Below are 11,503 nucleotides of genomic sequence, written 5' to 3'. Positions count from 1 at the left end.
AACCCGGGACACGGGGTCCCGCAGTGAACATTGTGCGGCGTTTGAGGCGCCGGTCACAAGAGAAAAGACTCCGGCGCGGCACCGGGTGATCACCTATTCGACAGCCCGGCATATCTGAATATTCCCTCATCTAACGGGTTCAATGCCTCTAGATTGACCTGGGGGAAGGGGAGCGCGTGGACACCGTCAAGCTCATCCTCGAACTCGCCGTCGTGCTGGCCGCGATCGTCATGGGCACGCGCTCCAGCGGCGTCGCGCTGGGCCTGTGGGGCGGCGTCGGCGTGTTCGTGCTGGTCTTCGTCTTCCGCGAGCCGGTCGGCAGCCCGCCGGTGGACGCGCTGCTCATCGTGCTCACCGTGGTCCTGGCGTCGTCGATGATGCAGGCCTCGGGCGGCATCGACTGGATGGTGTCGATCGCGGCGAAGACGATCGCCAAGCACCCCAGGCAGATCACGCTCATCGCGCCGCTGGTGGCCTTCCTGTTCTCGGTCGGCGCGGGCACCTCGAACATCCTCTACCCGCTGCTGCCGGTGATCGGCGACGTGGCCTACCACGCCGGCGAGCGCCCGTCGCGTCCGCTGTCGCTGTCGGTGGTCGCCACCGGCGTCGCGCTGGCGTGCAGCCCGGTGAGCGCCGCGATGGCGGCGATGGTGACGCTGACCGACGTCGCGCCCTACGACTTCGAGCTGATCGACATCGTGAAGGTGACCCTCCCGGCGGCGATCCTGGGCATCATCGCCACCTCCTTCGTGGTCCGCCGCCTGGGCAAGAACATCGCCGACGACCCCGACATCCAGCAGCGCATCAAGGAAGGCTCGATCCCGCCGCCGAACGCGCATTCGCGGGCCACCGTGGCGGTCGAGGCCACCGCGACCGGCCGCAACTCCGCCCTGGTGTTCTTCCTCGGCGTCCTGCTGATCGTCGCCTTCGGCCTCTTCAAGGGCCTGCGGCCCGAGGACGCCAAGGGCGAGCCGCTGTCCATGACCCCGATCATCGAGATGGTCATGTTCGTGGTCGGCACGATCATCCTGCTCATCGGCCGCCCCAAGGTCGCCGACATCCCCGTGCAGACCGTCTTCAAGGCCGGCATGGTCTCGGCGATCGCGCTGTTCGGGCTGGCCTGGATGACCGACACCTTCATCAACGCGCACCTTGAGGCCATCACCAACTCCGTCGGCGACCTCGTGCAGGGCGCGCCCTGGATCTTCGCGCTCGGCGTGTTCCTGGTCTGCGTGGCCACCACGTCCCAGTCGACGGCGACCCGGACGATCGTCCCCATCGGACTCACCGCCGGGCTCGCGCCCGCCGTCCTGTCGGGTATGTGGGCGGGCGCCTTCGCCGGGATCTACGTGCTGCCCACCAACGGATCCCAGATCGCCGCCGCGGCCTTCGACACCACCGGCAGCACCAAGCTCGGCAGCAAGCTCGTCGACCACTCCTTCTTCATCCCGTCGATCGTGCTCACCGTGACCACGGTGATCTTCGGCGCCCTCATCGGATACGCCTTCTCCTAGGAGACGCCATGGCCACGCCCTTGGAGACCACGCTCGCGGTGATCCCGCCCGGAAAGACCTTCACCCCGGAGGAACTGGTCTTCCACGCCCATCAGTCTCTTGAGGACGCCCTGGCCGCCGCCGACCTGATCGTGAGCTGCCCGCACTCGGGCACCGACATCCCCGCCGAGCTCCTGAAGTACATCGCGCCCACCTTCACCCGGCGCCTCCAGTTCGACTTCACCGACTGCTCCACCGCCCCCGTCGCCCGCGCATGGGCCCGGATCGACCCGCGGATCATCTACGTGGAGAACCCGCATCCCCGCCTGGTCCGCGATCCCAACCGCGCCCGGCCCGCCGACCCGCGCGCCTCCCTCCGCGAGGCCTTCGCCCGGGTGCGGGCCGCCGGGGCCTGGAACCGCGTGGACCTCACCGGCTGCGACGCCGTCCGGCCGGTGAGCTTCTCCTTCTTCCCGCTGCTCACCGTGCCGTCCACAGAGGACGAACTGGACGCGATGGCCGGGGACTTCACCGCGGCCGCCGCCCGGGGTGTGGACGTCTACGACGCCACCCGCCGCGACCTGATCGCCCGCGCCCTCGACCTGCGGCTGGCCCGGGGCGTCCCCTCGCACCTGTTCTTCCTGTCGTTCCACGACACCATGAACCACACGACCCGCCGCGACGGGGCCGTGGACGTGGACCGCGCGCCCGCCGACCTGCTGCCCGGCGTGGTCGCGCTGTCCAACCGCGGCGACGAGAACGGCGACCCCCGCGGGGACGCGCCCGTCACCCTCGACCCCGGCCTGATCCGGCTGCTGGCCGAGTCGCACCGCTCGGGCTTCCGGGTCGCCGACCCCGCCGAGGTCGCCCTGAACCGGCCCTACCTGGGCAGCCAGGAGATCATCACCACCGGCGCGGCCTTCCGCGACGACCCCCGCCTCGGTCCCGGCTCGGTCGTGACCGCCGGTGCCGTGCAGGCCGAGTTCCGCCGCGAATACCTGCTGGGCGAGGCCAACGCCGCCCACATCGCCGCGCCCGGGACCGACTGGCCCGCGCCGGACGCGTCCCGCGTGGCGCTACTGGCGTCCCACATGAAGGCCAGCTGGGACGAATTCCGGGCCGCGATTGTCGGGGTCCCGACACCTCACGCGTGATAACCGCTGGTCAGTGGCGGTATCGGCCGTTCGGGCGATCCGTCCATTGTGTTCTGCGGGCATACCGTGAAATCCATGGAGACCTTCAGGAAGTCGCAGAACGCGAGGACTGTGCTCATCATGGCGGTCCTCACCATCATCGGTTACGCGGTGTGGGTGGCCGCGTATCACCCGACGCCCTACGACCGGCTCCAGGGAGCCGATCCGGACGGCGCCACCGCCTGCCAGGACCTCAGCGACTGGCTCGCCGACCCGTCGATGCCCTACCCCGTCTACCACATGGAACTCATCGGCTGGCACGCGTCACTGGCGACCACGGCCGACATCCGCGCCACCGCCGGCCTCGTGGCCTCCGACGCCCGCTTCGCCGACCTGCGCCAGACCGCCTACGGCGTCTACCGCCAGTACGGCTACAACGGCAGCACCGCCTACGCCGACGATCTGGCCACATTGGACCGTGCCTGCTCCTCGCACGGCCTCCGCATGCCCGACTTCCATCCCGTGGACCTCAACGCCACCGCGGCCTAACCCACCGGCACGACCGTCATCAACCCGCACCCGTAACCCTTCGCCGGTCCGATCCCGGCCACCAGGGCCCGCCGGAACGCCTTCGCGTCGGTCACGTCCAGCACCCCGTCGAACGTCGCCGTCGCCAGCGTCACCGTCCGGCCACCACGCCGAAACGACCGCACCACCCGGTCGGCGACAACGACGTCCGCCTCCCCCTGTGCGGTCACCGCCACCGCGAAACCCTTCCCCTCCATGCGATCCAGCAACCACCGCCGCTGCTGCGCCACCGTGACGTGCCCCATCCGCTTCGAGGAGCCGTCCGGTGTGGACTTCACGGCGTGCGTCGGATTCGCGGTGAGCCGGAAGGCGTACCGATGGCCGTCCACAATGGAATCGAGGAAGGGGCCGTACGAACGCACGGCCCCACCCTCGGGCGTGTCCCAACCCGCCTGCTCCTTGAGATGCCCCACATCCGGCAACTCCGGTGAGGCGATGTACAGCGCCGGCTTCGGCGAGGCGTCCACCCGCCACAGCACCCGCGCGCCGTCATCGCGCGCCACGGCGTCCATCGGCGGAAACGACGACAGCACCGCCGCGTGCATCGCCTGCGGCGACGCGAGAAGCCCACGCGCCTCGCGCTTGCGGTGATTGAGCCAGATCCGGGCGAGGTACATGGTCACGGCTCCAGGACGGACATGGGGTCGTGGGCGGGGACGGCCGTACGCGCGTGCGGATTCGGCACACCGTGCGCCCAGTCGCGCGTCACATGGCGGTAGCCGTAGCGGCGGTGCTCGGGGTTGAAGGAGATCGGCACGTCCTGGAGCAGGTCGCCGTCGTCGGTCTCGGCCTCCCACTCGCAGGAGACCTCGGGCGGGTGCCGGCGCGCCAGCGCCGGGGTGACCTGCCAGTCGGCCGTCCCGATCGCGGTCATGAGGTCCTGCTCCACGACCCGCACGTCGATGAGCCCGGCGGGCGGGCACGAGCGGCGCCCCAGGAAGAGCGGGAAGCGCGGGCGCCGGACGGCCGCGGCGAGCTCGTCCAAGTGGCCGCGCTCGCCTTCGAGCACGGCCAGATAGACGGCGTCGCAACGGTAGAACCGCTCGGTCAGCGGCATCACCCGCTTCCCGTCGACGCTGCGGGCGGTGTGGAAATCGCGCAGGATCCGGCCCGGCCGGTCGATGCGGACGCCGAAGCGCAGCGCGGCCAGGTCGTCCACCGCCGCGTCCCGGGTCCGGCCGAGGGCGGCGGCGAGCAGGCCGGTCACGCCGCTCTTGGAGGGCGCGTCGCGGGTGGTGCGTCGCACGAAGCGGCTGCCGACGCCCCAGGACTGCATCGGCCCGGCCAGCCGCAGGGTCAGGACCGCCATCAGCCCTGGAGCCGTCCGTGTACGAGCCGGGCCAGGCCGTCGACGAGGGCGCCGATGGTGACCCGCTCGCCCAGCACGGGCGGGACCTTCTCGCCCACCGAGCAGGCCCAGGCGGCGTCCGGCTGCTCCTCGAACTGGGTCTCCACCGCCCCGGTGTAGTCGCCGAGGGCGGTGACGGCGTCGGCGACGCGGCCGGTGTCGGAGGGCCGCACGGCGCTCTCGAAGGCGCCCACGAGGTTGACCGGCTGCGTCCGGCGGACCCGCACGGCCACCAGGTCGGGCAGGGTCCGGTTGCCGAAGGTGGTCATCTTCCCGCTCGGCATGGACGTCACGAACGCCCGTGCGAAGGCGGCCACCGCCGCGACGGTGGCGTCGTCGTCGCCGAGGTTGGCGCGCAGGAGGTCGACGTCCACGGCGGCGTAGCGGTAGAGGGTCGCCGAGTTGAACTCGATCGTGCCGATCATGCCCGCGCCGGTCTCCTCCTTCGCCTTCTTGGCGTCGTCCACGGCGGTGTAGTAGTCGTACTCGTTGTCCACGGCGTGCACGCTCAGGGCGTGGGCGACCTGGCAGGCGGCGTCCACATTGTAGTCGGGCGAATCGGCGATCATCCGGCCGAACAGGGCGATGTCGACCGAGTGCGTGCTGTCCACGATGGACCGGACGGTCTTCTTGTCGGGCTTGCGATCCGCCCGGTGCGCCTCGACCGCCGCGGCGGCCAGCCGGTCGTACTGGCGGTTGCTCAGGAAGACCAGGTACCCGGCCTCCGCGATCGCCTTGTCCTTGCCCTTCGGCGGCTTCACGGTGATGTCGGCCGCGGTGAGCGTCTCGGCGGCCAGTTCGGCCGCGACGTGCTCCAGATCCTTCGCCACCGCGGTGATCCGCGCGGCCAGGACCTCCACGACCTGCTTGGTGCGATGGCCCAGCGCGTCCCGGTCGAGGAGAACGCCGAAGGCGTCCCGGATCGCCCGCTTCCAGGCCTGGCTCGACACCCGCGCGCGGCGCTTGCCGCCGTACACGGCCGTCTTCGGGCTGCCGTTGTCGTCGCGGTTGAGGTTGGACGGCGGAACCGTCTGCAGCACGTGGAAGTCCACGATCGTGCGGATCATTCCTGCTCCTTGTCGGCTTTGCGGGCGGTGTACAGGTCGCGGCTCCAGGCCATCCGCACGCCCGGCACCTCCGCCGGGTCCTGCCAGGCGAAGAGATCGGCGGCCAGCCGCCCGTAGTCGAGGGCGATCCGGTGCTGCCGCAGCCGCCCGATCAGCCCCCGCAGGTGGACGGCGAGCTCGTCCAGATCGGTGGCCGTCCCGGCGGCGGTGAAGCGCTTGCGGAGGGCATCGGCGTGCTGCGTCTCGGCGTTCATCAGCTCGCCGACCGCCCGCCCGAAGCCCACGCCCTGCCGGTGCATGCCGGACTCGGTGACCGACTGCTGGTGATGGGCGTGCAGGCAGACCGCCAGATGCACCGCCCACTCCACTCGCGTCGGCGCGTCGTCCGGTGGGACGCCGAAGAGGCCGGGATCGACGGCGGTCTCGGTGGCGACGTCCAGGACCTCACCCGGCGCCTTCCCGTAGGCGCGGCGCAGCCGGGCCAGCTCGGCCGCGGCCGAGGGGACGCCCTTGCGGTAGCCGGACTGGCGGACGGCGACGCTCGTGCCGACATAGGCGGGCAGGCGCCCGCGCAGGACGTGCGGCGGGTCAGTCGGCATTCACGGCCTCCGGGTGGGTGAGCGGGAGCGCTTTGCGCAGGGCGCGGTGGAAGCGGCGCTCGGCGATGGCGACGTCCATGCCCGCGCGGCCGGACCACGCGGCCTCACCGGCGTCGGCGATGAGCTCGGCGGCGTGGGCGCGGAGGACGCGCTGGACGGTGCGTTCCCAGACGTGGCCGGCCGCCTCGGCCTCGGGCTCGCCGAAGGGCAGGTCCCGCAGCCAGGTGCGGAAGGCGGGCTCCAGATCGGCGAAGGCGTGCGAGCGGGCCTCGTCCCGGCGCGCGGGTGCCTGATCCTCGGCGCCGGCCGCCAGCGAGAGGTTCGCGGCCAGGTGGCCGAGGGCGGTGACGGCCTCCTCGGCCTTCTCGACGGAGTCGCGTATCGCCGCGCGGGCCGGGACGTTCCCGGTGCTCATCAGCAGCTTCGCGCGCACGGTCAGCGCGTCATCGAGGACGTCGGCGAAGACGGTCTGCTTGGGGCCGTACTCGACCCCGGTGGCGTGGACGCGCAGGAGCCGCTGCGGCGCGAACACGCTCGCCTGGACGAGCCGGTCGGCCCACCGCAGGACCAGCGGCGGGCGCACACCGTCCTCGTCGCCGTCCTTGGGCAGCAGCGCCTCGAATCCGCGCCAGAACGCCCGGGCCGGGTCGAGCCGGACCGGCAGCCACACCGGCCGATCGGGTTTGGACAGCCGCGCGCTCATCCGCCAGCCGGAGTGGGGTTCCAGGTCGTGGAGGTTGTTCGGGGCCAGCTGGTCGCCGTTGCACAGGACGACTCCGGTCACGGCGTCGCCGTCATGGACGAGCCGGACGCGCCGGGAGCGCCAGGTCAGCAGCTCGCGCGGACCGGCGGGGCGGCGCTCGTGAACCGTGTACGCGCTGGTGTGCGGGCCGGTCCGCCACGCGGGCCGGTCATCCCCGACGTCGGTGTACATGTCCAGCGGTATCAGGTTCAGCAGCAGAGTCTCGGCGAGATCGTCGCCTTCGAGGTAGACGCCGCCGAGGGCCCCGCACGGGCCCACCTTCGAGCCGTAACCCTTGCCGCCCTTGGCGAGCGGGTCGTCCACCGCGCCGGATTTGATCCCGGCGGTGTCGTAGGCGTGGCCGTGGACGAGCCACCGCGCGGCCTCGGCGCGGGAGAGCGCGTCGGCGCCGGGCCCGGCGCGGGTGCTGAAGAACTGCTCGCCGACCGGGACGTCGGCGATGAGGCGGTTGAGCCGGGAGACGGAGCCGGATCGGAGCCCGGCGACCTGGAGGAACGGGTGCTCGGGGTGGCAGAGGTCGAAGAGGTCCTCTTCACGGGTGAGCGCGGTGACCAGCCGCCCGGGCGGGCCGCCGGGCCTGCCGGGGCCCTCCGTCCATTCCCACCACAGGTTCTTCCACGCGGTGAGGTCGGCGGGACCGATGTGGGAGTACATGACGGCGAGGAGCAGCCGCAGGAGCGCGAAGGTCTGGGTGGGCAGGTCGCCCTCGATCCGCCTGATCTCATGGGCCTGCAGGAACACCCCGATCAGGCTGACCGATGCGGTGTCGCCGTCGAGGCGGCGCACCGGAATCCACGGCTCGGTCACCAGATTGAACGAAATGACTCCCCCCAACTACGGCCCATCCCCGGTCCATTGTGGCCAATGGTCCTCAGAGATCGTTTTCGGCCACCTCGTATTGGCGCATCGAGGAGTCCGCGCGCCCGCTTCCGCGGTCCCGCTCATCGGGGAACTCGGAGCGGGTGATCAATGGGAAGCCGTGCGGAAACGGCTGATCGATTCCGTCCCGATCCCCGGTGTAGGCGGCGATCATTTCGTGCCGCCGTTCCGGGGGCATGGGCGTGGGAGAGAAGTGGACGGCGGTGATCTCGTATTCGCCGAGCCGAGCGAGCACGCGCGTGAGCGCCGGATCCCCGATGTCCAGGCGCACCGCCTTTCCCATGAGGTCGAGGTACCGGACGCCGTCGTCGTCGACCAGGCCGCGGGGGAGGCCGTGGTGCACGCCGTCGAGCCCGTGCCGGGCGACCAGGTGGGCCAGGACGCGGCGGGCGCGTTCGCCGTCCTCGGGGCCCTCGACGAGGTAGAGCTGCGGCCGGGCGGCGTTGTCGATGTCGTCGTGGAACTTGCCGCTCGTCTCACCGGGCGGGCCGGGGTGCTCGTCGGTGAACGCGCCCCCGGTCGCGGCGAGTTCGAGCAGCCCGGCCAGCGTCATCGCCCGCCTGGCGTCGTGCGGGGCGCGCAGGGCCGCGTCCAGGCCCGGGTTCTGGGCGAGGATCCAGTCCAGCGCCTCGGTCCGGGTCGCCCGCCAGGCCGGGTCGGCGAGGCCCATGAGTCGCGGGTGATCGCGGAGCCGGGACAGGCTCGGGTGGGCCGGGACGCCCCGCGCGGCTCCGGCGACGGCGGCGAGGTTCGGTGCCGCGCCAATGCGCTTCAGGAAGTCGGCGGCCAGCAAGTAGGCGGCCTTGTGAGGCTGGAAGAAACGCGTATCGGGGTGCGTGCCGAGGGCGCCGATTCCGGCGGGAGTGGCGTGCCCGAGCAGCTGGAGCATCGCCATTCCGCCGACCATCGCCTCGGCGTTCGGCAGGTGGCGCAGACGGGCCGCCGAGAGCTTCTCGTAAGTGGCCGTGGCCACCTTGGCGGCCCTGATCATGCGCACGAACAGCGGGATTCCGTCCGGCGTCTCGACATCGAGCCAATGGAGCACCTCATCCCCCATTCCCGGCAGGGTAATCCCCTCTTCGTCACCTCACCACTCCGCTTCCCCCGTCCGTAACCGCGCGCGGCACCGGGCCGCCCCCACCCCCGCGAAACCACCTGGCCGACCCCCCTGACCCGGAGCTACAGTCGCGCCATGCCGAGCCCGGAGATCAGGCGACTGACCGTCGCCGACCTGCCCGTCGCCAAGGAGCTGCGCCTGGCGGCGCTCCTCGACGCGCCGAACGCGTTCATGTCCACCTACGCCGACAGCGTCGCGCGCAGTGAGGAGCAGTGGGTGTCGTGGATCGAGGCGGTCGCGGTTTTCGGCGCTTTCCTGGACGGGCGGCCGGCGGGGATGGTCGGCGCGATCCGGCCGGAGGAGGGGCTCACCGAGCTGATCTCGATGTGGGTGTCGCCGGACGCGCGGGGGCACCGGCTCGCGGGGCGGCTGGCCGAGGCGGTGGTCGGGTTCGCGCGGGAGAGCGGGGACAGGGCGGTGCACCTGGAGGTCATCGCGGGCAATGACGCGGCGGAGTCGGCGTATCTGAAGAGCGGGTTCCGGCACATCCCGAAGCGCAAGGACGGGCAGCGCGACCGCAGCATGTGGCTGGACGTGTGAAGCCGCTCTTCGTCGCCGCCGACGTGCACGGGCACCGTGATGAGCTGCGGGAGACGTTGCGGGAGGCGGGGCTCGTCGATGGTGAGGGCGCGTGGGTGGGGGCCGACGCGCGGTTGTGGCTGCTGGGCGACTACGTCGACCGGGGGCCGGACGGCGTCGGCGTCATCGACGACGCGCGCCGGTGGGAGCGCGAGGGGGACGTCCACGCGCTGCTGGGCAACCACGAGGTGCAGTTGCTGTCCGCGCGGTGGTTCGCCGACACCGACGTGCCCGGTGCCGGGGGGACCTTCCGGGACCACTGGCTGCGGTGGGGTGGACGGGAGGGGGACCTGGCGGGCGTCACCGGTGAGCGGCTGGCGTGGCTGATGTCGCTGCCGGCGCTGGCGCTGGTCGACGGGCACCTGCTCATGCACTCCGACACCGACCGGTACCTGGAACTCGGCGAGACCGTCGGGGAGATCAACCGGGCCGTCGCGCACCGGCTCGCCGACGCCGACCCGGCGGTGTTCTGGGGTTTCGCGGAGCTGATGGCCTCGCGGGGGGCGTTCCGGGACGGCGGGGACGAGCGGGTCGTGGCGATGCTGGACGTCCTCGGCGGGCACACCATCGTGCACGGACACAGCCCGGTGACCCGCTACTTCGGGGTCGGCGAGCCCACCGAGGCCGTCCGTTACGCCGGTGGCCGGGCCGTCGCCGTCGACGGTGAGGTCTTCAACGGCGGGCGGATCCTGCTCACCCGTCTGATTTAGGGATCGCCAGGACCGGCAGCCACGCGAGCGCCGCCAGGAGGGTCCCGGTCCACAGCGCGGGGACGACGCCGAAGCGATCGCCGAGGACGCCCGCCAGCAGCGCGCCCACCGCCAGCGCGCCGGTGAACAGGAAGCGCATCGTGGCGTTCATGCGTCCCAGCAGGTGATCGGGGGTGGCCTGCTGGCGGTAGCTGACGCCGATGACGTTGGTGACGCCGAAGCGCGCGCTGCCGATCAGCCAGCCCGCCGCCGCGACCCACAGCCAGGTCCCGGCGTCGGCGAGCGGGACCAGCAGCGCGAACGGGACGCCGATCAGGTGCGGCAGGATCAGCATCCGGCGGCGGCCCAGGCGCGCCACGAGCCGGGACGTGAGGGCCGCGCCCGCGAAGGTGCCGAGGCCGCCGAGGGCGAAGAAGACGCCCAGCAGCAGTTCGGAGACGTGCAGCTCGCCGACGAAGCGCACCGGCAGCATGGTGATGACGATGATGGCGGCGATGTTGTTGCCGGTGCCCGCGATCGCGATGGGCCGCAGCACCGGATTGCGCCAGATGAGCACGACGCCCTCGCGGATCTCGGCGAGCAGCGAGCGCCGGACGGGTGCCGCGACGGGCTCCGGCGCGCGTACCCGCGACAGGAACAGCGCGGAGAAGAGGTAGCCGCAGGCGTCCACGATCACCGCCAGCGGCGCGCCGATGACGCCGATCAGCGCGCCCGCGCCGCTGCGCCCGCCGACGGTGAGGACGGAGTCGAGCCCGACGAGGGCGGCGTTGGCCTCGGTGACGCGGTCGCGGCCGACGAGGGTGGGGATGAGGCTCTGCCCGGCGACCTCGGAGAAGACGGTGGCCACGCCCACGGCGAAGACGACCGCGTACAGCTGCGTCAGTGTCAGCGCGCCCGCCCACCACGCGACCGGGACGGAGATCAGCAGCAGCGCCCGGACGAGGTCGGCGGCGATCATGACCGGGCGGCGGCGCATCCGGTCCACCCACGCCCCGGCGGGCAGTCCGATGAGCAGCCACGCGGCGTTGGCGAGCGCGCCCAGCACGCCGACCTGCCCGGGGGTGGCGGAGAGGAAGGAGACGGCGACGAGGGGGACGGCGAGGAAGGAGACCTGCGTGCCGAGCTTCCCGGCGGCGGAGGCGGCGAAGACGCGCCGGAAGTCGAGGTCGCGGCGGAGGGGGGCGAGGGTGGGTGTCTCGGTGGTGGGCATGGGGGCGAGGTTGCGCC

General features: G+C 72.0%; 12 protein-coding genes. 5 read left to right on the top strand and 7 right to left on the bottom strand.

All coding sequences use genetic code 11. From position 1 onward, the window contains the following. The first annotated feature begins 176 nt into the window (after positions 1 to 176). From QSK10_RS12415 to QSK10_RS12405, 3 genes are all read left to right on the top strand, one after another. Positions 177 to 1,514: an anaerobic C4-dicarboxylate transporter family protein gene (locus QSK10_RS12415; RefSeq protein WP_285662810.1), complete on the top strand. Its 1,338-nt coding sequence runs from the start codon at positions 177 to 179 to the stop codon at positions 1,512 to 1,514. An 8-nt stretch (positions 1,515 to 1,522) separates the two neighbouring features. After that, positions 1,523 to 2,647 carry an N-formylglutamate amidohydrolase gene (locus QSK10_RS12410; protein ID WP_285662809.1) on the top strand — a complete coding sequence of 375 codons (1,125 nt, stop codon included), beginning with the start codon at positions 1,523 to 1,525 and terminating at the stop codon, positions 2,645 to 2,647. 75 nt (positions 2,648 to 2,722) lie between these two features. Then, positions 2,723 to 3,175, top strand: coding sequence for a hypothetical protein (locus QSK10_RS12405; RefSeq protein ID WP_285662808.1), 453 nt, complete (start codon positions 2,723 to 2,725; stop codon positions 3,173 to 3,175). Here QSK10_RS12405 and cas6e read toward each other — a convergent pair. The 6 genes from cas6e to QSK10_RS12375 all read right to left on the bottom strand — a co-directional run bounded on the left by cas6e (position 3,172) and on the right by QSK10_RS12375 (position 8,927). Next, the gene (cas6e, locus tag QSK10_RS12400) at positions 3,172 to 3,831 is read right to left on the bottom strand and encodes a type I-E CRISPR-associated protein Cas6/Cse3/CasE (RefSeq protein ID WP_285662970.1); all 660 of its coding nucleotides are present in this window, start codon (positions 3,829 to 3,831) and stop codon (positions 3,172 to 3,174) included. The genes QSK10_RS12405 and cas6e overlap by 4 nt on opposite strands. 2 nt (positions 3,832 to 3,833) lie before the next feature. After that, the gene (gene cas5e, locus QSK10_RS12395; RefSeq protein ID WP_285662807.1) at positions 3,834 to 4,523 is read right to left on the bottom strand and encodes a type I-E CRISPR-associated protein Cas5/CasD; all 690 of its coding nucleotides are present in this window, start codon (positions 4,521 to 4,523) and stop codon (positions 3,834 to 3,836) included. Continuing rightward, positions 4,523 to 5,629, bottom strand: coding sequence for a type I-E CRISPR-associated protein Cas7/Cse4/CasC (gene cas7e / locus QSK10_RS12390; protein WP_285662806.1), 1,107 nt, complete (start codon positions 5,627 to 5,629; stop codon positions 4,523 to 4,525). Before cas7e ends, cas5e begins: the two co-directional genes overlap by 1 nt. Then, positions 5,626 to 6,228, bottom strand: a complete 603-nt coding sequence (gene casB / locus QSK10_RS12385; RefSeq protein ID WP_285662805.1) for a type I-E CRISPR-associated protein Cse2/CasB — start codon at positions 6,226 to 6,228, stop codon at positions 5,626 to 5,628. Before casB ends, cas7e begins: the two co-directional genes overlap by 4 nt. Further along, on the bottom strand, positions 6,218 to 7,798 hold the full coding sequence (gene casA / locus QSK10_RS12380) for a type I-E CRISPR-associated protein Cse1/CasA (RefSeq protein ID WP_285662803.1): 1,581 nt from the start codon (positions 7,796 to 7,798) through the stop codon (positions 6,218 to 6,220). The genes casB and casA overlap by 11 nt, the downstream gene beginning before the upstream one ends. Positions 7,799 to 7,862: 64 nt before the next feature. Further along, the gene (locus QSK10_RS12375) at positions 7,863 to 8,927 is read right to left on the bottom strand and encodes a hypothetical protein (protein ID WP_285662802.1); all 1,065 of its coding nucleotides are present in this window, start codon (positions 8,925 to 8,927) and stop codon (positions 7,863 to 7,865) included. A 135-nt stretch (positions 8,928 to 9,062) separates the two neighbouring features. Here QSK10_RS12375 and QSK10_RS12370 point away from each other — a divergent pair, with 135 nt between their 5' ends. Together QSK10_RS12370 and QSK10_RS12365 are read left to right on the top strand one after the other, a co-directional pair. Further along, positions 9,063 to 9,527: a GNAT family N-acetyltransferase gene (locus QSK10_RS12370; protein WP_285662801.1), complete on the top strand. Its 465-nt coding sequence runs from the start codon at positions 9,063 to 9,065 to the stop codon at positions 9,525 to 9,527. After that, positions 9,524 to 10,276 (top strand): metallophosphoesterase, encoded by a 753-nt coding sequence (locus QSK10_RS12365; RefSeq protein ID WP_285662800.1) that lies wholly within the window; start codon positions 9,524 to 9,526, stop codon positions 10,274 to 10,276. Before QSK10_RS12370 ends, QSK10_RS12365 begins: the two co-directional genes overlap by 4 nt. Here QSK10_RS12365 and QSK10_RS12360 read toward each other — a convergent pair. Beyond that, positions 10,260 to 11,486 (bottom strand): MFS transporter, encoded by a 1,227-nt coding sequence (locus QSK10_RS12360; protein WP_285662799.1) that lies wholly within the window; start codon positions 11,484 to 11,486, stop codon positions 10,260 to 10,262. The two genes, QSK10_RS12365 and QSK10_RS12360, sit on opposite strands and share 17 nt — an antisense overlap. Between the last annotated feature and the right edge of the window lie 17 nt (positions 11,487 to 11,503).

The sequence above is a fragment of the Actinorhabdospora filicis genome (assembly GCF_030269765.1).
GTDB lineage: Bacteria > Actinomycetota > Actinomycetes > Mycobacteriales > Micromonosporaceae > Actinorhabdospora > Actinorhabdospora filicis.
This window is presented reverse-complemented; position numbering and strand designations above follow the sequence as displayed.